This is a genomic window from Pseudomonas sp. PDM16 (assembly GCF_014851865.1).
GTDB lineage: Bacteria > Pseudomonadota > Gammaproteobacteria > Pseudomonadales > Pseudomonadaceae > Aquipseudomonas.
In genome coordinates this window covers 366,818-387,928 of the sequence record NZ_JACVAM010000004.1, presented here as the reverse complement: position 1 = coordinate 387,928, position 21,111 = coordinate 366,818, and the positions used below count along the sequence as shown (strand labels likewise).

Genomic DNA, 21,111 nt, shown 5'->3' with positions numbered 1-21,111 from the left:
ATGAATCCCGATGCTCTCACCGAACAGCTCGACCTCTACATGGATGTGCTGGAAACCGGCAGCTTCTCCGCCGCAGCTCGGCGTCAGCAGCTGAATCCATCATCGGTGGCCCGGCGCATCGATGCGTTGGAGCGTGCCATGGGCTGCCCTTTGCTGGTCCGTAGCACGCATGCCGTCAGGGCAAACCCGGCCGGCCTGGCTTTCGCGGAGCGCGCGCGGCGCATCCTCGTCGAACTGCGCCAGGCTCGTGCAGAAGCCGTCTCCCTGAGCAGCGCACCCGAAGGTCTGATCCGTATCGATGCCCCGGCACCGTTCGGCCGTCGCCACCTGGCCCCGGCCATCGCCGAGTTCCTCATGGCCTATCCGGGGCTGGACGTGCAACTTCGTCTGATCGATAGCTTCATCGATATGCAGGGCGAACACCTGGGAGAGGTCGATCTGGTGCTGCGTATCGGCCCGCTGGCCGACACCCGCCTGGTTGCCACACCACTTGCCCCCATGGTGCGGATACTCTGCGCCAGTCCCGAGTACATCCGCCGGCGCGGTATGCTACGAGACCCGCGTGAGCTGCCGGAGCACGATGGCTTGGACTGGGACGCCCTTTCGCCCCCTCATGCCTGGCGATTCGATGTAGACGGACGTTCGCAGGTGTATCGGCCGGGGCGGCTGAGAATGACCGCCAACAACGCGGAGACGCTGCTGTTCAGTGCTCTGGCGGGCCTAGGCATCGCGCATCTCCCGACCTGGCTGATCAGTGACTACCTGCTGCGCGGCGAGCTGATCCCCCTGCTGTGCGAGGGTGGGCTTCCGTCTGCCGAGCCCAGCGGCATCTATGCGCTGCGCCTCGCCAGCGACGCCAGCTCGCGTAGCCGACTGTTGCTGGAGTTCCTCAAGCGGCGCTTCGGCCCGATCCCGCCATGGGACCTGGCACTGCAGCGTGGCCTGAAACGCGACTAGCTTCAGACCCTGACGGATTCCCAGGCCACACTGGCCAGCAGCTCGCGGCAATCTGCCAACTGTGAGTGGGTACGCCCGGCCAGCCAATTACGGGCGAAGTCATGAGCCGGTCCGATGATCACCGACCCGAAGCAATCCGCTGGCATGGCCTTGAACAGCCCGTCCTGGCGATAGCCGGCCAGGGCATCGAGGATCCGTTGGTAGTGAACGCGATTGGCCTCGCGCAGCTGCTCGCCCATTTCACTGGCCTCCACTCGCCCGCGGCTGTGCAGGACGAATCGGGCCCAGTCCGGATTGGCCACCACCCAGTCGATATAGCTGGTGACCAGCAGCCTGACGCAGGCCTCGGCGCTGTCGGCCGTGGCGAAGCCCTGGTCCAGCAAGGCTGCGTATTCGGCAGTGCCGGCCAGGTAGAGCGCACCGATGATGCGCTCCTTGTTGCCGAAGTGGTGGTAGAGGCTGCCGATGCTGGCGCCGGAGCGGTCGCGGATCATCTCGATGGTGGTGGCATCCACGCCGGTTTCGGTGAAGCAGGCCAGGGCGGCCTGGAGGATTTCGTCTTTGCGAGAGCGGCGAGCCATGAGGCTTCCTTGGAGTATTAGAATAATGTTCTAGAATTAAATTCTGATATTCGTATACTGCCTCGGCGCGCGCTTCTCTTCAATGCCATCCATTTCAGGAGCACCCCATGAGTCAGATGATGCAAATGTACAAGCAGGCAGGCCCGGCACAGTTCAGCGCCATGATCGGTCAGGTCGCGCCCTACTTCGCCAGCATCGCCCCGCAGTTCGTCGAACTGCGCCCGGGCTACGCCGAAGTGACCTTCCCCAAGCGCCGCGAAGTGCTGAACCACATCGGCACCGTGCACGCCATTGCTCTGTGCAACGCCGCCGAACTGGCCGCCGGCACCATGACCGACGCCTCCATTCCCAGCGGCTGCCGCTGGATTCCGCGTGGCATGACGGTGGAGTACCTGGCCAAGGCCAAGGGTGACGTGCGTACCGTGGCGGACGGCAGCGCCATCGACTGGAGCCAGACTGGTGACGTGAAGGTGCCAGTGGTGGCCTACGTGGAAGGCGAGCCAGTGTTCCGCGCCGAGATCACCATGTACGTCAGCCAGGCGTAGAAACGAAAAGGCCCGGCATGCGCCGGGCCTTTTCTACTGTTCGCGCTCTCAGGCGAGATTGACCAGTACCCGTCCGACCATCTGACCGGCGAGAATCTGCTCGATGGCCTTGGGCAGTTGCTCCAGGCTTACTTCCTCGGCCAGGCTTTCCAGATTGCCAAGCTTCCACTGCAGGGACAGCTTGTCCCACATGGAGGCCTTGACTACCAATGGCAGCTCCACCGAATCCACCCCGAGCAGGTTGACCCCGCGCAGGATGAAGGGCGCCACGCTGCCCTTGAAGCCCATGCCAGCGGTCAGGCCGCAGCAGGCCGCACTGGCCCCATAGCGCAGCGACTTGACCACGTTGAACAGGATGTCGCCGCCGACGGTATCCACCGCGCCGGCCCAGCGCTCCTTGAGCATCATCTTCTCGCTGCCGTCCTGCAGCTCCTCACGCGGCACGATCTGCTGCGCGCCGAGCTGACGCAGGAACTCGCCCTGCCCGGCCTTGCCGGTGGACGCGGCGACGTTGTAGCCCAGGCGCGACAATAACGCGACGGCGATTGAGCCGACGCCACCGGTGGCGCCGGTGACCAGTACCGGGCCGGCAGCCGGCGTCAGGCCGCTCTGCTCCAGCTTGTCCACACACAGTGCAGCGGTCAGGCCGGCAGTGCCGAGCAGCATGGCCTCGCGCAGGCTCAGGCCCTTAGGACGCTTGATCACCCAGGCGGCCGGCACGCGGATGTACTGGCCGAAGCCGCCGGCGGTGTTCATGCCCAGGTCGTAACCAGTGACAATCACCTCGTCACCCGCCGCGAACTCGCTCGCCGATGACTCGGCCACTATGCCAGCCGCGTCGATACCCGGGGTATGCGGGAAGGCCTTGGTCACGCCGCGATTACCGCTGGCGGACAGGGCGTCCTTGTAGTTGAGCGAGGAATACTGCACACGGATCAGCACCTCGCCCGCTGGCAGATCGGCGATGGCTCGCTCTACCACCTTGGGCACGAAGGCGCCATTCTCCTCGCTGACCAGCAGAGCCTTGAAGGCAGTCATGACTTACTCCTACCAGAATCGTTGTTGATTGAGACGGCTCCACCAGTTCAGCAGCAGACGGTCCAGCGTAACGCTGGCCGCCAGGCCGAAACGCTCGGGCAGGCTCTTCTTCTCGGCGAAATGCAGATGAAACAGTTCGGCTTCGCGCGCACGCTCGGCCAGGTATTCGTCGCTGGTCTTGAGTTCGTCGACCAGCTGTTTATCCAGTGCGGAGATGCCCAGCCAGACCTCGCCAGTGGCGATCTCGTCGATATTCAGACGCGGGCGGTAACTGGCCACGAAGTTCTTGAACAGCTCGTGGGTAGTCTCGAGGTCTTCCTGGAATTTCTCGCGGCCCTTCTCGGTATTCTCGCCGAGCACGGTTAAGGTACGTTTGAATTCGCCGGCCGTGAGCATCTCGACATCTATATCGTGTTTCTTCAGCAGACGATGGATGTTGGGCAGCTGCGCCAGTACACCGATGGAGCCGAGTATGGCGAACGGCGCGGACAATACCTTGTCGCCGATACAAGCCATCATGTAGCCACCGCTGGCGGCGACCTTGTCGACGCACACGGTAAGCGGCACGCCGGCCTGACGGATACGCGCCAGTTGCGAAGAGGCCAGGCCGTAGCCATGCACCATACCGCCGCCGCTCTCCAGGCGCAGCACCACTTCGTCCTGGGCGGTGGCCATGCTCAGCAGCGCAGTGACCTCATGGCGCAGATTGTCGGTTGCCGAGGCCTTGATATCGCCATCGAAGTCCAGCACGAACACTCGTGCTTTCGCCTTCCCTTCCTTTTTCTCCAGTTTGGTCTGCTTCGCCTCGGCCTTGCGCTGAACCTTGAGCTGCGCCTTGTCCAGCAACTCATGCTCCAGGCGCTCGCGTAGCGCCTTGTAGAACTCGTTCAGTTTGTGCACCTGTAACTGGCCGCCGGCCTTGGTGCGCCCTTTGCCGCGTAACGCGGCGATAGTCACCAGTACCACGATGATCGCGACCACCACAGTCAGGGTGCGGAGCAAAAACTCCGCGTAATCCACCAGAAACTCCACAGACTCCCCCTTCGTTCATCCTGTCACAGGGCCCGATCCAGGCACCTGCCAGCCCTCAGCATACCGGCGCTGGAGCCTGCCGGCCAACCACAGCGAGCGATGTGCTGGACACCCTCGAGCAAATTCAAACAAGCGTATGTTTTTTCGTTGACAGCAGCCCGGCTCTGACCCTACCCTCGCGAAACTTCAACCAGTCGGGATCGGACAGCGGACGTGGGCAGCATCTACCTGATACGACATGGCCAGGCCTCATTCGGTGCAGACGATTACGACGTGCTGTCCCCACTGGGCGTGCGCCAGGCCGAAGTGCTGGGCGACCACCTGGCCCAGCTCGGCATCAGCCTCGATCGCTGCCTGAGCGGCAACCTGCGTCGTCAGCAGCATACCGCCACTTCCGCCCTGCAGCGCTGCGTGGCGGCCGGCCTGAATGCTCCCGAGCTGGAAATCGATCCGGCCTTCAACGAATTCGACGCCGAAGCGGTGATCCGCAATCTGCTGCCGGCCATGCTACCGGACGAGCCGGATGCGCTGGACATCATGCGCAATCCGAAGGAAAACCGCGCCGCCTTCCAGCACCTGTTCGCCCGCATCATCCGCCGCTGGGTCAGCGGCGAATATGACGAACCCGAGCACGACACCTGGCAAGGCTTCGTCGACACAGTGCACGGCGGCCTGCAGCGCCTGCTGGCGCAAGCCGAGCGCGGCCAGCACATCGCCGTATTCACCTCCGGCGGCACCATCACCGCCCTGCTCCATCTGCTGACCGGCGTGCCGGCGGACAGATCCTTCGAGCTCAACTGGCAGATCGTCAATACTTCGCTCTCGCGCCTGACCTTCCGAGGCAGCGAGGCGACCCTGGCTTCCTTCAACAGCCGTGTGCATTTGGAGCTGTTGAAGGCCCCGGAACTCATCACCTACCGCTGAGAACCGGCCCACGGCGGCCCGCAAGGCCGCGAGTAACCCCTGATAAAAAGGACAGAAACCATGAGCGTTGCCGACACCATCAACACTATGAAGTCCAAGTTCAACGCCAGCGCTGCCGCCGGCCTGGACCTGGTATTCCAGTTCAACATCGAAGACGGTGACAACTACGCGCTGATCGTCAAAGACGGCACCTGCGACGTACAACAGGGCGACAACGCCAACGCCAACGTCACCCTGATCATGGACAGCGCCACCCTGGCCGGCATCGCTTCCGGCGAAACCGACGGCATGCAAGCCTTCATGGGCGGCAAACTGCGCGCCGAAGGCGACATGATGCTGGCCATGAAACTGGCCGAACTGTTCCCGGTATAAGCCCTAGGGCATACCGCGAAACACAGAAGAACCGGAGCCTTCGGACTCCGGTTTTTTTTCGCCCGCGCCCAGCGAAATGTGGCAATCAGGCCTCTTGATCGACGACCAACAGCCACATCTATAACGCTGTGCTTTGCTTAAGGGCACCATTAAATTAGCCAATGATTAGTGGCACCCATCATCATCAGAAGGGATAAGCATGACGCTGACAGACCAGTCCACCGGCATCCGCGAGGGCGAAGAGCTCGATGCCGCGCAGATCGACCCGTACCTGAAGGCGCACATCCCGGGCCTCACCGGCAACCCGCGCATCAGCCAGTTCCCCGGTGGCGCCTCCAACCTGACCTACCTGCTGGAATACCCCGAGCAGGAGTTCGTGCTGCGCCGCCCACCGTTCGGCCACAAGGCCAAGTCGGCTCACGACATGGGCCGCGAGTACCGCATTCTCAACCAGCTCAACGCCGGTTTCCCGTACTGCCCCAAGGCCTACGTGCACTGCACCGACGAGTCGGTGATCGGCGCCGAGTTCTATGTGATGCAGCGGGTCAAGGGCATCATCCTGCGCAGCGACATGCCGGCCGAGCTGAACTTCAGTGCCGAGCAGACCAACGCCCTGTGCAAGAGCTTCATCGACAAGCTGGTCGACCTGCACAACGTCGACTATCAGGCCTGCGGCCTCGCCGACCTGGGCAAGCCGGAAGGCTATGTGAAACGCCAGATCGAAGGCTGGAGTGACCGCTACGAGAAAGCCCTGACCCCCGACGCTCCCACCTGGGAGCCGGTCAAGGCCTGGCTGCGCGAAAAAATGCCGGTCGACCACCACAAGCCGGGCATCGTGCATAACGACTACCGCTTCGACAACGTGATCCTCGACCCGGCCAACCCGATGCAGATCATCGGCGTACTCGACTGGGAGCTGACCACCATCGGCGACCCGCTGATGGACCTGGGCAACACCCTCGCCTACTGGATCGAGGCAGGCGATGCGCAACCCATGCAGCTGATGCGCCGCCAGCCGAGCAACGCACCGGGCATGCTGACCCGCCAGGAGTTCGTCGACTACTACGCCGAGCGCGCCGGCATCCAGATCGACAACTTCGACTTCTACTACTGCTATGGCCTGTTCCGTCTGGCCGGCATCGTGCAGCAGATCTACTACCGCTTCTTCCATGGCCAGACCAAGGACAAGCGCTTCGCCCAGTTCATCATGATGAACAAGCTGCTGGAGCAGGCTGCCTTGCAGGTCATCAAGAAATCCACTCTCTAACCCGGCTCAGACAAGGGAACCACAATGTCCAAGACCCAACTGTTCGACCTCGACGGCAAGATCGCTTTCGTCTCCGGCGCCAGCCGCGGCATCGGTGAGGCCATCGCCAAACTGCTGGCCCAGCAAGGCGCCCACGTGATCGTCTCGAGCCGCAAGATCGACGACTGCCAGAAGGTCGCCGACGCCATCATCGCCGACGGCGGCAAGGCCACCGCCATCGCCTGTCACATCGGCGAGATGGAACAGATCCAGAACGTCTTCGCCTTTATCCGCGAGCAGTTCGGCCGCCTGGACATCCTGGTCAACAACGCCGCCACCAACCCGCAGTTCTGCAACGTGCTGGACACCGACCTGGGCGCCTTCCAGAAGACCGTCGACGTCAACATCCGCGGCTACTACTTCATGTCCATCGAAGGCGGCAAGCTGATGAAGGCCAACGGTGGCGGCTCGATCATCAACGTCGCCTCGATCAACGGCGTCTCGCCGGGCGAGTTCCAGGGCATCTACTCGGTGACCAAGGCCGCCGTGATCAGCATGACCAAGGTCTTCGCCAAGGAGTGCGCGCAGTTCGGCATCCGCTGCAACGCCCTGCTGCCGGGCCTGACCGACACCAAGTTCGCCTCGGCCCTGACCAAGAACGATGCGATCCTCAACGTCGCCCTGCAGCGCATCCCGCTCAAGCGCGTGGCCGAGCCGAGCGAAATGGCCGGCACCGTGCTGTACCTGGCCAGCGATGCCTCCAGCTACACCACCGGCGTGGCGCTGAACGTGGACGGCGGCTTCCTCTCCTGAGCCTGCCAGCATGAAAAAAGGGACCTTAGGGTCCCTTTTTCTTTGCCTGCCAGAAATCTTACTGCCAGTCCTGCAACGCCTGCTCGGCGGCCTGGTTCATCGGTTTGGCGAGCAGGCCGGTGGGGCTGAGGCTGACACTGAACGATGCACCATCGGCGATTGGCAAATAGGTGACCCGAGCGGCCTGAGGGTCGAACAGGAACAGGTCGCGCTGGCTCAGGCGAAGCCAGCGCCACAGGTCGATACCATAGGGGCTCTGCGCTAGCGCTACCTGGGCATGGCGGGCGTTCTGCTGCTGCTCGATGGCGAGGAAGCGGCCCGACAGTTTCTCCAGGCGGTATCCAGGTTCCAGACCGATCAGCGCGGCCAGGCCTTTCCAACCCAGCAGGCGGGCATCCAGCTGCCACAGGTCACCCTCCAGGGTCACCTCTCGTTCCTCTGCTCCTTCAAGTAGATTGACGCGGTAGCGCTGTGGGCCGTCCGCGACGAAGCTCAGCGTGACCAGGGGACGATCCTCGACCTGAGGATCGTAGCTGCGCAGGTCATAGGCGACCACACCGATCAACAGGGCTAAGCCGAGAAATGCCAGGCCGGCAGTGCCGCGAAGCCAGGCAAGAAACCACTGGGGAGTGAACAGGATGCGGGCGGCGATGAACAGCGCCAGCAAGGCCAGCAGACCGGTAAACCAGGCCAGGCCGTCATACTGCATGCGTGCGATTCCTTATACGAATTTTTATCGGCATTATGATCAGCGGCCACGCTGTGAACCAGCAACGACCCCGCACAATTGAATCCACTTCGAGTTTTTTATGCCTTTTGCTCTCGAGCTGGGTGTCGACCCGACTACCCTGCTGATCCTCGCTCTCGTTGCCTTCACCGCTGGATTCATTGACGCCATCGCTGGCGGCGGTGGCCTGCTGACCATTCCAGCCCTGCTCACCGCCGGGCTGCCTCCGCACCTGGTGCTGGGCACCAATAAGCTGTGCGCTACCTTTGGCTCGGCCACTGCCAGCTGGACGTTCTACCGCCGCAAGCTATTTCATCCTCGACAATGGCGCAATGCACTGATCGCTACTGCAGTCGGTGCGGCTATCGGTGCTGTTATCGCTCACTGGTTACCGGCCGCCTGGCTCAATCAGATGCTTCCGGTGGTCGTCTTCGGCTGCGGACTGTACCTGTTGTTCGGCAAGACGCCCGAGACCCATGGTCAGCAGGATGCTCCAGTGTCGCAGGGTCGCCAGTGGCCACAGGGCCTGGGCCTCGGTTTCTACGATGGCGTGGCCGGCCCGGGGACAGGTGCGTTCTGGACGGTGAGCACTCTGCTGCTCTACCCGATGGACCTGGTGCGGGCGAGTGGCGTGGCGCGCAGCATGAACTTCGTCAGCAACGGCGTCGCTCTGGGTGTGTTCATCATCGCCGGCCAGGTGGCCTGGCTGCTTGGCATCAGCATGGGGCTGGCACTGATGGCCGGCGCCTTCTTCGGCGCCCGAACGGCCATCAGTGGTGGTTCCAAGTTCATTCGCCCGGTATTCATCTTGGTAGTATTGGCGCTTACCGCACGCCTGGCCTGGCAGCACTGGTTTTGAAAGGAGCCGTACCGATGAAAATGGGCAAGACCACTCCGATCCTGCGCATCTTCGATGAGAGCAAGGCACGAGAGTTCTACGTGGACTTTCTGGGTTTCCAGGTCGACTGGGAGCATCGTTTCGCTGCTGGAATGCCTCTGTACCTGCAAGTATCACGCGGCAGTTGCGTGCTGCATTTGTCGGAGCACCACGGTGATGCCTGCCCAGGCGCGGCGATGCGCATAGAAACCGATAGTCTCGATGCGCTTCACCAGGAACTGGAACAGAAGGACTATGGCTTTGCACGTCCGGCGATCGAAGTCATGCCCTGGGACAGCCGCGACATGAGCGTACGCGATCCCTTCGGCAACCGCCTGACCTTCACCGACGCGGTTGGCTGACCTCAGCGAAGCAGCTGCGGCTCAGGTTGCCCCAGGCGGCGGGCTACATGAAGGTCGATCAGATAACGAGCGATGGAGCGAGACATCGGCAGCGGAGGTAGCCGGTCGATGGGGAACCAGCGTGCGTCCTCGATCTCGTCGGCCTGCGGCACTATCTCGCCGCTGACGTATTCGACGTGGAAGCCGAGCATCAGCGAATGCGGGAACGGCCAGCTCTGGCTGCCCAGGTACTGCGGCGTGCCGACCTCGATACCGACTTCCTCGCGCACCTCGCGAGCCACGCACTCTTCCGCCGACTCACCGGGCTCGACGAAACCGGCCAGGGTGCTGTAGACGCCGGGAACGAAGCGCGGCGATCTAGCCAGCAGCACATCGTCACCCCGTGTGACCAGTACGATCATGCTTGGTGAGATGCGCGCATAACTGTCCAGTCCACATTCGGGGCAGCGCATGCAGCGTTCGTTCGGTACCTGGCGATTGCGGCTGCCACAGCGGCCACAGAAGCGATGATTGAGATCCCAGTTGCCGACCTGTTCGGCGAACGAGAGCATGCGGAAGGTCGGGTAGTCGGACTGCAGCATGAACTGGCGCAGCCCCTGCCAGGAGCAACCCGGCATCTCGGCCGGCCGATCCAGCGTCAGCAACCAGACAGGCTCTCCGTCGAAGTGACCGAGACCATGCTCGGCAATCGAGGGCAGGTCCTGGCGCTTGAGCCACTCTCGGGGGAACAGCACGCCATTGGTATCGGCGAGGAAGCCTTGCGGACCCCGGACCAGTGCCCAGCCGCCGGGCTGAGCATTGTCCAGTGGAGGTGTGGTCTGCCAGCCGGTCACCATCAGGCCGCTACCGGCATGCCCAGCGCGCGCACGCTTTCTTCGGCCAGGTCGAGCACGCTCGGCGTGGTTTCGGGACGCAGCACGGCGCCGCCCTCGAGGTAGTACTCCAGGCTGCTGAGCGCATCGGCCAGGGTCTCCAGCATCTGCTCGGAAGGCATCTGCAGGTTGTCGATCATCTGCGCCTGGATGTAGTCGGCGCACAGGCCGATCAGCCTGGCCGCGCGCTCCTGTCCCAGGAACCAGAGGCCGCCTCGTACGGCTTGCAGGCTGAACGGCACATTGGCCAGGTGCAGCTTGTCGCCATTGGACTCCAGATACGAAGTGATAGCCCGCTTGGCCAGGGCGAGTCCACCCTGAGCTTCATCGACCACCACGATGCGTGCTTCAGCCAGCTGATGGGCGGCGAATGCCTCGCCTTCATCACCCGGTTGCACGGCAGTTGGGCGCTGAGTGCGCTGCTCGCCGCGCTCCAGGCTGGCAACCATGCTTTCAACGTAGAGAACCGCCTCGGCCAGTTTGTGCAGCTCGCCGCTGGTCGCCGGGCTCTCCGCACTCCAGGCGGCGACCTGCGACAGTTGCAGCTGGAAGGCATTGGAAGCGGAGCTGAGACCAACCATACCCAGTGTCTTGGAGAGTTTGCCCAGCAAGGCGTGGAGGCTGCCGTAGCTTTCCGGTTGGGCGGTGCCGCGCTCGATCAGGTCCAGCAGATCCTTGACGCTGGCCAGCTCCTCTCTGATCGCGGTGGACAGCGAGCGCATCACGCCCTGGCCGGGTCCGGACAGACGTTGGTATTCCTCGTCCAGCAAATGATCGGTGAATGGCAACGGTGTCAGGCCGAATACTTCGCGTACCACGCCGGCCTGAGGGCCAGTGCTGTTCGCCAGGGCGACCAGATAGAGCAGTTCTTTGAGGAGGCTACGCGGAGCTTCGTAGCTGCCATTCGCACCCAGCGCCTGCCTGATCTCACGGTCCAGGCGAGAGAACAGCTGCTTGCGCGATTTGCGCGGGAGCAACTGGCCATCCAGTTGTGACTCTACCGCGGCAGCGCCAATCCAGTAGAGGCGGCCTGCCGGCTTGTCGATGAACAGGCTGTCGAGACGTGCCAACGCGCGCAGCATGAGCTTGAGCCCGGCTTGGGGATTATCCTCGCGAATGAAGCCCAGCAGGCCAACCTGGAACATGTGGCGAAGCCGACGTGCGTCACTGGCGCTGACCGGTGCGCCTGGAACTCCCGCAGGACGAGGCTGGTCAAGCCTTACGCTGAAGAAGAAGCTTTCCGGTAGTGGCGGCTGGGAGCCTGCCTGGCGCAGATCGTTGATGGCCGGTAACAATAGCTCCGGCATCTCCTGACGATGGGCGTCGACGTTTTCAAGATAGCGGCGCAGTACATGAAGGGCATTGCTCAGGGCCGACAGTTGTCCATCGCGCTCCTCACCCGCCCCGGTAGGGATGTCTGTGGCCTGTTGCAGGACTTCCTGGGCCAGCAATTCCGCACCGGCCAGTTCGATCAGGTTGAGCGTGCCACGAACCTGCTGCAGGTTTTCTACTGCCTGCTGTAGCAGGCTGCCGTTGTTCCGTTCGGCGATAAAATGTTCGAGGCTCTGCTCGGTCTCTTCCATGGTGGTGAACAACTCGTCACGCACCAGGCTCAGGGATGTCGCTCCAGTGACCATAGGTCTGCTGAACCTCTCAGTCGGCGAATTCCGGTTTCTGCTTGCTCATGTGCGCGGCCATGGCCACGCGGAGGTCTGCGGACTGCAACATGGCGCCATTCCAGTTGGCGACATACTCCAGGCCGTCGTCGACCCGGTGATCGCGCATGTAGCGAATCATGTGTTTGGTGCCGCGAATCGCGATTGGCGACTTCGCGGCGATCTCGCGAGCGATCTCGAACACGCCGGCCAGCAGCGCGTCCTGATCGGCATAGGTGCGATTGACCAGGTTGATACGCAACGCCTCGTTGCCATCGATGGTGCGGCCGGTGAAGGCCAACTCGCGCATCATTCCGTCACCGATGATGCGCGGCAGGCGCTGTAGGGTGCCGACATCGGCGGCCATGCCCATGTCGATTTCCTTGATGGAGAACTGAGCATCGGCGGTGGAGTAGCGCATGTCGCAAGCCGAGATCAGATCGATCGCACCGCCCAGGCAGTAGCCCTGAATGGCCGCCAGCACAGGTTTGCGGCAATTGTCGACGGCATTGAACGAGCCTTGCAGCTGGAGGATCTTGCGGCGCAGCGCTTCGGCATTGCGGCCCACATCCTTGCCCAGCGCGCTGCCGGCCTGGGCCAGCAGCATGAGATCGATGCCCGAGGAGAAGTGCTTGCCGGCACCGGACAGAACCACCACGCGGGCTTCGTCCGTATCGTCGACCCAGCGGAAGATATCAATGATCTCCTCCCAGAAATCGACATTCATGGCATTGACCTTCTCAGGGCGATTGATCTGCACATGGGCGATCTTGTCGATGAGTTCGACGCGGAAAGCTTTGTATTCAGGCACGCAGATCATCCTCGAGGGCAAAGCGCACGGCGGCGCAACATGAATATGTTGTTTTGGAATCAATCGGCCAACTATAACAAGCGCCAAACAAAAGTCGATGCTGGCGACTGTGATACACGCCACGCTAGCAAACCTAAAGAGGTTTCTGACTATATACGATAAGCGCTTGATATTTTGGGGGCTGGCAAGCCTGGCTCAGTCCTTGCCGCCACCCAGCACCCTTCCCTCCACCCGGTTGCGCCACTGGCGCCAGGTATAGAGAGGAATGCCGACCATGAGCACGAGGAAGCCCCAGAAGATCGCCTGCTCGCCGGTGCCATACAGTGCCCACATCGAATAGATGAATGTGCAGCAGCCTATCCAGAGCAACCGCCCTCTTTCTCGGTCACTGAAGTCGGCGGGCTGAATGGCCAGTAGGTGCAGCAGCGCCGCCGCGCAGAACACATAAGGCACCACGCCGGCCATGGTGCCGAGCAGGATGATCACGTTGAATACCTCGACCAGGTCGCCCTGCCCGTCTACCAACACCAACAAGGTGACCAGTACGCCGGAGATCAGAAGGCCGTTGGCCGGCACGCCATAGCGATTGGTCCTGGCCAGGGATTCCGGCAGCAAGCCGTCGCGGGCGGTGGCCATGGGAATCTGACCTTGCAACAGTACCCAGCCATTGAGCGCACCGAGGCAGGCGATCACTGCACCACCGGCGATGAAGTAGTAGCCCCAGTCCCCCAACATCACCCGTGCGGCGTCGGCAAAGGGCGCAGTAGATTTCGCTAGTACCTCCGGCGGCAGCACACCCTGCACCGCGGTGATCGACAGGATGTACACCGTCGCCGCCACCAGTGTACCGAAGAGTGTGGCGCGCGGTATGGTACGACGCGGATCGCGTACGTGCTCCGCCGGCACGGTGGCCGACTCCAGACCGATGAAGGACCACAGGGTCAACGCCGCCGTGGTGGCGATCGCCTGCACATAACCTCCGACCGGTAATGCGGAGGGCTCGGGAATGGCCAGATACTCGGGGTGGAAGTAGAACCAGCCGAGTACACCGACCAGCAGCAGCGGCACCAGTTTGAGTAGGGTCAGCACGTTCTGCACGTAGCCGAAGGCGGTAATGCCGCGCAAATTGATCAGGGTGCACAGCCAGATGGCGCCGATGGCGGTCGCCACCATCGGCAGCGGTGCACGAAGCACCGGCAGGAATACCTGCAGGTAGCCGACCAGGGTCACGGCGATAGCGGCGTTACCAATCCAGGCGGCCTTCCAGTAGGTCCATGCGCAGAGATAACCTGCGAAGCCGCCAAAGGCATCGCGGGTGTAGGCATAGGGGCCGCCAGCCGCTGGATTGAGACGGGCCAGTCGCGAGAAGGTCAACGCCAGCAGTACCGCACCTGTGGTCGAAACCAACCAGCCGATCAGGCTGAGGCCACCATAGGGGGCCAGGGCGGAAGGCAGGAGAAATACTCCGGAGCCCACCATGTTACCGACCACCAGGGCGGTACAGGTCCAGAAACCCATCTTGCCCCGCGCGCCCTTTTCCTCAGCCATAACTCCCCCCGATGGCGTGGCCGGCCTGCCCGCCACTCCGGGTCGTCACAGGCCGTGCGTTACTCCTTGATGCAATCCACTGTATAGCAGGCCTGCCCCTCCACTTCCTCCCGCTGCAGGCCATGTACGTCGGCGTCGAAGCCAGGGAACTGGCTGTCGAAAGTGCGAGCGAACTGCAGATAATCGATGATCGAGCGGGTCTCGGTGGTGAAACGCTCGCCAGGCATGATCAGGGGGATGCCCGGCGGATAGGGGACCAGCATTACCGCGGCGATGCGCCCTTCCAGCTGTTCGATTGGCACCGCTTCGACCTCGCCACGCACCAGCTTGTCGTAGGCGTCGGCCGGCTTGATGGTCACTTGCGGCAGCACCGTGTACATGCGTTTGAGTGCCTTGGCCGTGGCATTCTCGCGGTAGCAGCCGTGCAGCTGGTCGCAGAGATCGCGCAGCCCCATGCCGGCGTAGCGTGCCCCGCCTTCTCGGGCGATCGAGGGCAGAGCCTCGGTCAGCGGCACGTTGGCGTCGTACAGACGCTTGAACTCCAGCAGGCCGGTCAGCAAGGTGCTCCACTTGCCCTTGGTGATGCCCATGGAGAAGAGCACCAGGAAGGAGTACAGGCCGGTCTTCTCCACCACCAGGCCGTGTTCCCAGAGGAACTTGCTGACCACCGCTGCCGGAATGCCCGATTCGGCCAACTTGCCATCGGCGGACAATCCCGGCATCACCAGGGTGACCTTGATCGGGTCGAGCAGCACGTAGTCCTCGGCCACCTCGCCGAAGCCGTGCCAGTCGGCATTGGGCGCCAGCAGCCAGTCACCGGTCTGCACGTCCTCGCCACCAGCCTGCTCCGGCTGCCAGATGCTGAACCACCAGTCATCCGTCGCCAGGTTCTGGCGCAGGTTGGCCAGTGCGCGGCGGAAGCTCAGCGCCTCGTCGAAAGTCTCCTGGATCAGCGAGCGCCCGGCCGGGCCCTCCATCATCGCCGAGGCCACGTCCAGCGAGGCGATGATGCCGTACTGCGGCGAGGTGGAGATGTGCATCATGAAGGCTTCGTTGAAGCGGTCACGGTCCAGTTGGCGTGCACCGCCGTCCTGTACGTGGATCATCGAGGCCTGGCTGAAGGCCGCCAGCAGCTTGTGGGTGGAATGGGTGGTGAACACCAGCGGCGAATGCTCGTCGCACTGGGTGCCCATGCCGTAGCGCCCGGCGTAGAACTCGTGGAACGCCGCATAGGCGTACCAGGCCTCGTCGAAGTGCAGCACTTCCACCGAGTCGCCTAGCGCTTGCTTGACCATTTCGGCGTTGTAGCAGAGGCCGTCGTAGGTCGAGTTGGTCACCACCGCCAGCTTGACCTTGGGCGCGCGCCCGCGGGCGAGGGGGCTGGCGTCGATCTTGGCCTGGATCGACTCCTTGCTGAATTCGGAGAGCGGAATCGGCCCGATGATGCCCAGTTCGTTACGCTCCGGGCACAGGTACAGCGGGATGGCGCCGGTCATGATGATCGAGTGGAGGATCGACTTGTGGCAGTTGCGATCCACCAGCACCAGGTCGTCGCGGCCGACCATGGAGTGCCAGACGATCTTGTTCGCCGTCGAGGTGCCATTGATCACGAAGAAGGTGTGATCGGCGCCGAAGTTGCGCGCGGCACGCGCCTCGGCCTCGGCCAGCGGGCCGGTGTGATCGAGCAGCGAGCCCAGTTCCGGTACCGACACGGAGAGGTCGGAACGCAGGGTGTTCTCGCCAAAGAATTGGTGGAAGGCTTTCCCTACCGGGCTCTTGCGGTAGGCCACACCCCCGCCGTGGCCGGGTGTGTGCCAGGAATAATTGGACTGCGCGGTGTGCTGCACCAGCGCCTTGAAGAATGGCGGCAGCAGGCCGTCGAGGTAGTTGTGCGCGGCGCGCGCCACCTGGCGAGCGAGGAAAGAAACGGTGTCCTCGTACAGGTAGAGGATGCCACGCAGGTGGTTAAGGTCGGCCATGGCCTCGGCGGGGGCGTTCTCGATGGTGACCTGTTCACCGAGGGCGAAAATGGGCAGCTGCGGTGCGCGGACGCGAGCGACGCGGATCAGCTCGACCATGTCCTGCAGCAGGCGCTGGTTCTCCCCCGCGCCTTCCGCGGCCACCAGGATGCAAGCCAGGCCATGGTGGGTGGAGGCAACGATGCGACCCTCGGCCGAACTGGCGGTGGTGAGAATGGTGAAGCCGTCCTTGCTCAGCTCTTCGGCAATGGCGCGGATGCGTTCGCCGGCGACGGTGTCGGCCTTTATGTCGCGGTGAACGATGAGAATGGGGAAGTTCAGGTCTTTATACATTGGAGGTTCCTGAGGATGGTGCTCTCGGGCACCTATCCCCTCAGGGTAGAAGTTCGCCCCAACGGGCGGAACCCCCAGTGCGGAAGGCTGTAAGAAAAGGTCGCATTGGCCATACGACCGGTTCCCGTCAGCCAGCCGTTTCCTCGGCCGGCGCGTCCATCTTGGCCCACAGCGACGGGCCGCCGGCGGACTTCTCGATGATCGCCAGGCGCGCAGCATGGGCCGCCAGCTCCTCGTCGCTGGCGCGCAGCACGCGGGTCAGGTTGCGGCCCGGGTCCAGGCGGCGGATCGGGCTCGGCAGAACCCGGCCCGAACCGTCGCCACCTTCGCCGGCCAGTGACAGGTGGGTCTGGCCACCGGTCATCGCAAGGTAGACGTCGGCGAGAATCTCAGCGTCGAGCAGCGCGCCGTGCAGCTCTCGGCCGGAGTTGTCTACGCCGTAGCGCTTGCACAGGGCATCGAGGTTGTTGCGCTGGCCCGGATGGCGCTCGCGAGCCATCAGCAGGGTGTCGAGGACCGAGCAGTAGTCCGCGACGTCGCTGCGCTCGCTCTGTCCCAGCATGGCGAATTCGTTGTTGATGAAGCCAACGTCGAACGCCGCGTTGTGGATGATCAGCTGGGCACCGGTAATGAACTCGAAGAACTCGTCGGCCACATCCTTGAATCGCTGTTTGTCGGCGACGAACTCGTTGGTGATGCCGTGGACCGCGATGGCCCCCTCGTCGATCTCGCGATCGGGGTTGAGGTAGACGTGGAAGTGGCGGCCGGTCAGGCGGCGGCCCTCCAGCTCGACGCAACCGATCTCGATAATGCGGTGACCATCGGTCACCGGCATGCCGGTGGTCTCGGTGTCCAGTACTACCATCCGGTTAACGGAAACTTGCCCACTCATATGCCGCAGAACCCCATGCAGAAAACGCCTCGAATTGCCGGGCACAATTAGAACCCCGATGGGTCAAGATGGCGAGTGCTTTTACCAGCATCACGACGAGAGACTGGGGGCACGCAGGAGCTTCGGGACTCCTGCGGCTTCAGGCGGGATAATCAGGCTACCGAAGCAGTACCTTCCGGCGCTTCTACTTCAACTGCAGCCACGGCAGGGGCCACCTTGCTTAGGCGGCGTTTCTGCTGCTCCGGCTTGTAGCGATGCTCGAAGCAGAAGTTGGTGGCTTCCACGTAACCCTCGGCGGCACCACAGTCGAAGCGACGGCCCTTGAACTTGTAGGCCAGCACGCACCCCTGCTCGGCCTGCTTCATCAGCGCGTCGGTGATCTGGATCTCGCCGCCTTTGCCTGGCTCCGTCTGCTCGATCAGCTTGAAGATGTCCGGAGTGAGGATGTAGCGACCGATGATCGCCAGATTGGACGGTGCGTCCTCCGGACGTGGTTTTTCCACCATGCGATCGACACGGAAGATGTCGTCGCGGATCGCCTCGCCAGAGATGATGCCGTACTTGTGGGTTTCTTCACGGGGCACTTCCTCGATCGCCACAATCGAACAGCGGAACTGGTTGTACAGCTTGACCATCTGCTGCAACACGCCGTCGCCGCCCGGGTTCAGGCACAGGTCGTCGGCCAGTACCACGGCGAAGGCCTCGTCGCCGATCAGGGGGCGCCCTGTCAGGATCGCATGCCCCAGGCCTTTCATTTCCACTTGGCGGGTGTAGGAGAAAGTGCAGTTCTCGATCAGCCGGCGAATACCACGTAGTGCAGTTTCCTTGTCGGTATTACTGATTTCCCTTTCCAGCTCGTAACTGATGTCGAAGTGATCCTCCAGAGAGCGCTTGCCACGCCCGGTGACCACGGCAATCTGGTTGAGGCCGGCCTCGAATGCCTCTTCGACCCCATACTGGATAAGCGGTGTGTCCACTATCGGGAGCATTTCCTTGGGCATCGACTTGGTAGCCGGAAGGAAGCGGGTGCCGTAGCCGGCAGCTGGAAACAGGCATTTCTTGATCATGTTGGGCTCCCCAATTGACGTGTCAACATGAACAAGCTGACTGGCCGCCCAACACTCTGGTTCAAGCTATTTCTGCGCGTGTCCCGCTGCCTGCCTGGTCACGGTGAGTACCACCGCAGCAATGCGCTCGACCCTCTCGTAGCCCTGCTCAAGCAACTGCTCTGCGAACACGTCCGGATCCATCTCCCGATAACCCCACACAAAGTCCTGGCCGGCCAGGTAGGTCTTGCAGTGCTCGAGCAAAGGGTCGCGGCCATCGACCATGGCGACACCGGTATAGAGCAGCAGTGTTCCGCCAGGCATAAGGCGCGGTAGCGCCGAGTCGATCAGCCTCATTGCGAATTCCGCGCCCAGCTCGCCACCTCCGTGGCGGTAGGCACGCGCCTGCGGGTCGAGCATGTAGGGAGGGTTGCTGAGAATCAGATCGAACTGGCCGGAAACCCCGTCCAGCAGGTCGCTGCGCAGCGCGCGCAGATTGCCCACGCCGGCGAGACGCGCGTTCACTTCGGTGTACTCCAATGCAGTCGGATTGATGTCCAAGCCGTACACCTCTGCATTGCCACATGCATGTGCCGCCAGCAGCGCGCCCGGCCCTGCACCGCAGCCGATATCGACGACCCTGCGCAGTTCCTCGGCAGGCTGGCGGCGCAGGTGCTGGTCGATGGCTTGGGCGAAACGGTAGGTATCGGGGCCGAAGAACACCGCATCGTGCTCGGACGTGGGGTAGCACGAATGCACATACAGTTCGTCGCCGATGCTGGACCAGCGTACCGCGCTTCGCCAGCCGCCTTGTATGTCCAGCAAGATATTGGCGCTGTCCATCAGGCCGAACAGTTCCTCACCCACCGTCTCGCGCTTGAAGGGCCTGCTCCAGCCGAACACGCCGGCCAGGTCCGTCGCCCAGGCGTTTTCCACACGAGCATTGACCCGTGAGTGGGTCAGCGGCGTGACTGTAGTGAAGCGGTATGCCCTCGCGTGCAGCGCCTGGCCGAGCCTGAGCAAGGGGCGATTGAGCTTGGTCATGTCAGCGGTGACTCGCGGCGAACAGGCGGGTGGCAAGCAGCCCCGCTGGCGTGTGATGCAGAGACGGCGACATCAGCTCGATGAGCCGCTGCGTTCGCGCGTCACAGGGTAAATCTTCCAGTTGGGCCAACAGCGCCCGGGTTTCACTGGCGAAATCCCCCACTGCGGTTTGCAACACCGCCGGTTGCGTACGCGGGGGAATGTTTGCGCCCTCCTCCGCCAGCCATTCACCGGCTATCCAGTCATGCAGAAGCTGGCGCTCGTAAGGGTTGAATACACCGAACATTGCTGCCCTCTCACCATCGATGAGCTGCCAGAAGTGGCTGTCACGCGGGTCGCGGTTCCGACGAATCCAGCCCTTGGCCTGCAAGGCCGAGAGGAAGTCGAGCATGCGCCCCGGCACGCCAAGCCATTGGTTGACCGTGCGCCCATCGATACGACAGTGGTCGGAGTGCACCCTTCCTGCCACCTGACGCTTACGCTCGAACATGCTCAGCAACTCGCGCTGCAGGTCGAACTCATCAATCGCTGCGGTGCTTCCCAAACCCAAGTCATTCAGGCGATAGCCACGGCCGACACGTTGCATGAACTGCTTGCGATCACCCACTACCGGAAGGTTGTCCAGCAACGCCTGCACTGCACGCTGGGCGTGGCCGCTGGCAGCGTTGTCGATAGTCACGTGCAGCTGGAAGTAATAGGGATCGATGCCCAGCTCGCCCAGTTCATAGGTACTGATCAGCAAATGCAACGGCAGTTGTTCGTATCCCAGGTTGTAGCCGATCAGCTCCGGCAGATAGCGTTCGGCCAGATAACCGAGTGCCAACTGCTGGGTGCCCTGCACGTAGTGGGCATCGCTCAGGCCGCTGAGGTCGTCACAACCATGCTCGGCCAGCAACCTTCTGTACAACACCACGTGATTCTGCGCCGCTACACCACTTCCGAGTTCCTCGATGTAGGTCTGCATCAGCGGCTTCAGGTGCAGCTCGTGCCAATGCGGCAGCACGCCATACAGCCAGGCGCCATCCACCAGTTTGGTTGGCGCCACGGCGCGAACGAAATACAGGGAATGGGCACGCCCGGTGAAGTAACGGCGCGGCTCGCCACCCTTGCGCTCTCGCAGGTATTCGGCATAGGCCTCGGTGGTGCGTTTGGCGCCTGCCCTCATCCACTCCAGCAGTCGATATGGCTCGTCGGGCAGGTCACAATCCAGCCGCTCGGCGTGCGTTAGCTGGGTCTCAAGAAAATCCTCGGCACGCCGCAGCGTGACGGCATCAGGGGGAGAATGCAGCAGGGCCTGATAGGTATCGCGGATCGGATGGCAATCCACCGCGCTCAACTGACTACAAGGAGATGACGCTGTGCTCATGGTCCGATTCTCTGATTGTTTTCCGCTTATTCAGTGGGATTTCGCCCCCTTGCAAAAGATTCCCGTGAATTGAACTTGCCCTCGTGGCCGG

General features: G+C 62.6%; 21 protein-coding genes. 8 read left to right on the top strand and 13 right to left on the bottom strand.

The features are described 5' to 3' along the window. Positions 1–957, top strand: a complete 957-nt coding sequence (locus IB234_RS16705) for a LysR family transcriptional regulator (RefSeq protein WP_192319908.1) — start codon at positions 1–3, stop codon at positions 955–957. A gap of 2 nt (positions 958–959) precedes the next feature. Here the strand turns inward: IB234_RS16705 and IB234_RS16700 are convergent, their stop codons facing one another. Continuing rightward, positions 960–1,538, bottom strand: coding sequence for a TetR/AcrR family transcriptional regulator (locus IB234_RS16700; RefSeq protein ID WP_192319906.1), 579 nt, complete (start codon positions 1,536–1,538; stop codon positions 960–962). A 107-nt stretch (positions 1,539–1,645) separates the two neighbouring features. Between IB234_RS16700 and IB234_RS16695 the strand changes: the two genes are divergently transcribed. Further along, a complete protein-coding gene (locus IB234_RS16695) occupies positions 1,646–2,083 on the top strand; it encodes a hotdog fold domain-containing protein (RefSeq protein ID WP_192319904.1) in 438 nt (145 codons plus the stop codon). Positions 2,084–2,131: 48 nt separating this feature from the next. Here the strand turns inward: IB234_RS16695 and IB234_RS16690 are convergent, their stop codons facing one another. Together IB234_RS16690 and sohB are read right to left on the bottom strand one after the other, a co-directional pair. Beyond that, entirely contained in the window at positions 2,132–3,121 is a 990-nt protein-coding gene (locus tag IB234_RS16690) for a YhdH/YhfP family quinone oxidoreductase (protein ID WP_192319902.1), read from the bottom strand. Between the two features lie 9 nt (positions 3,122–3,130). Beyond that, positions 3,131–4,153, bottom strand: a complete 1,023-nt coding sequence (gene sohB, locus IB234_RS16685) for a protease SohB (RefSeq protein WP_192319900.1) — start codon at positions 4,151–4,153, stop codon at positions 3,131–3,133. A 213-nt stretch (positions 4,154–4,366) separates the two neighbouring features. Between sohB and IB234_RS16680 the strand changes: the two genes are divergently transcribed. The 4 genes from IB234_RS16680 (at position 4,367) to IB234_RS16665 (ending at position 7,508) form a co-directional block, all read left to right on the top strand. Continuing rightward, positions 4,367–5,077 carry a histidine phosphatase family protein gene (locus tag IB234_RS16680; protein WP_192319897.1) on the top strand — a complete coding sequence of 237 codons (711 nt, stop codon included), beginning with the start codon at positions 4,367–4,369 and terminating at the stop codon, positions 5,075–5,077. A 60-nt stretch (positions 5,078–5,137) separates the two neighbouring features. Beyond that, the gene (locus IB234_RS16675) at positions 5,138–5,449 is read left to right on the top strand and encodes an SCP2 sterol-binding domain-containing protein (RefSeq protein WP_043307735.1); all 312 of its coding nucleotides are present in this window, start codon (positions 5,138–5,140) and stop codon (positions 5,447–5,449) included. A 199-nt stretch (positions 5,450–5,648) separates the two neighbouring features. Further along, positions 5,649–6,716 carry a phosphotransferase family protein gene (locus IB234_RS16670; protein WP_192319895.1) on the top strand — a complete coding sequence of 356 codons (1,068 nt, stop codon included), beginning with the start codon at positions 5,649–5,651 and terminating at the stop codon, positions 6,714–6,716. Positions 6,717–6,740: 24 nt separating this feature from the next. After that, the gene (locus IB234_RS16665) at positions 6,741–7,508 is read left to right on the top strand and encodes an SDR family oxidoreductase (RefSeq protein WP_192319892.1); all 768 of its coding nucleotides are present in this window, start codon (positions 6,741–6,743) and stop codon (positions 7,506–7,508) included. A 58-nt stretch (positions 7,509–7,566) separates the two neighbouring features. Here the strand turns inward: IB234_RS16665 and IB234_RS16660 are convergent, their stop codons facing one another. Continuing rightward, on the bottom strand, positions 7,567–8,217 hold the full coding sequence (locus IB234_RS16660) for a hypothetical protein (RefSeq protein ID WP_192319890.1): 651 nt from the start codon (positions 8,215–8,217) through the stop codon (positions 7,567–7,569). A gap of 100 nt (positions 8,218–8,317) precedes the next feature. Between IB234_RS16660 and IB234_RS16655 the strand changes: the two genes are divergently transcribed. After that, a complete protein-coding gene (locus IB234_RS16655) occupies positions 8,318–9,094 on the top strand; it encodes a TSUP family transporter (RefSeq protein ID WP_192319888.1) in 777 nt (258 codons plus the stop codon). Between the two features lie 14 nt (positions 9,095–9,108). After that, entirely contained in the window at positions 9,109–9,474 is a 366-nt protein-coding gene (locus IB234_RS16650; protein ID WP_192319886.1) for a glyoxalase superfamily protein, read from the top strand. A 2-nt stretch (positions 9,475–9,476) separates the two neighbouring features. Here IB234_RS16650 and nudC read toward each other — a convergent pair whose 3' ends face one another. The 9 genes from nudC to IB234_RS16605 form a co-directional block, all read right to left on the bottom strand. Continuing rightward, entirely contained in the window at positions 9,477–10,310 is an 834-nt protein-coding gene (gene nudC / locus IB234_RS16645; protein ID WP_192319884.1) for an NAD(+) diphosphatase, read from the bottom strand. Beyond that, positions 10,310–11,983, bottom strand: a complete 1,674-nt coding sequence (locus IB234_RS16640) for a ferrous iron transporter B (RefSeq protein WP_192319881.1) — start codon at positions 11,981–11,983, stop codon at positions 10,310–10,312. The genes nudC and IB234_RS16640 overlap by 1 nt, the downstream gene beginning before the upstream one ends. 16 nt (positions 11,984–11,999) lie before the next feature. Continuing rightward, positions 12,000–12,812: a crotonase/enoyl-CoA hydratase family protein gene (locus tag IB234_RS16635; RefSeq protein ID WP_192319879.1), complete on the bottom strand. Its 813-nt coding sequence runs from the start codon at positions 12,810–12,812 to the stop codon at positions 12,000–12,002. Between the two features lie 195 nt (positions 12,813–13,007). Next, on the bottom strand, positions 13,008–14,360 hold the full coding sequence (locus IB234_RS16630) for an amino acid permease (protein WP_192319877.1): 1,353 nt from the start codon (positions 14,358–14,360) through the stop codon (positions 13,008–13,010). Positions 14,361–14,419: 59 nt separating this feature from the next. After that, positions 14,420–16,672 (bottom strand): Orn/Lys/Arg decarboxylase N-terminal domain-containing protein, encoded by a 2,253-nt coding sequence (locus IB234_RS16625; RefSeq protein ID WP_192319875.1) that lies wholly within the window; start codon positions 16,670–16,672, stop codon positions 14,420–14,422. A 127-nt stretch (positions 16,673–16,799) separates the two neighbouring features. Continuing rightward, positions 16,800–17,564, bottom strand: a complete 765-nt coding sequence (gene dnaQ / locus IB234_RS16620) for a DNA polymerase III subunit epsilon (protein WP_192319873.1) — start codon at positions 17,562–17,564, stop codon at positions 16,800–16,802. Between the two features lie 152 nt (positions 17,565–17,716). Further along, entirely contained in the window at positions 17,717–18,631 is a 915-nt protein-coding gene (gene galU / locus IB234_RS16615; protein WP_192319870.1) for a UTP--glucose-1-phosphate uridylyltransferase GalU, read from the bottom strand. 66 nt (positions 18,632–18,697) lie between these two features. After that, on the bottom strand, positions 18,698–19,654 hold the full coding sequence (locus tag IB234_RS16610; RefSeq protein ID WP_192319868.1) for a methyltransferase: 957 nt from the start codon (positions 19,652–19,654) through the stop codon (positions 18,698–18,700). A gap of 1 nt (position 19,655) precedes the next feature. Continuing rightward, positions 19,656–21,020, bottom strand: coding sequence for an iron-containing redox enzyme family protein (locus IB234_RS16605; protein ID WP_192319866.1), 1,365 nt, complete (start codon positions 21,018–21,020; stop codon positions 19,656–19,658). Between the last annotated feature and the right edge of the window lie 91 nt (positions 21,021–21,111).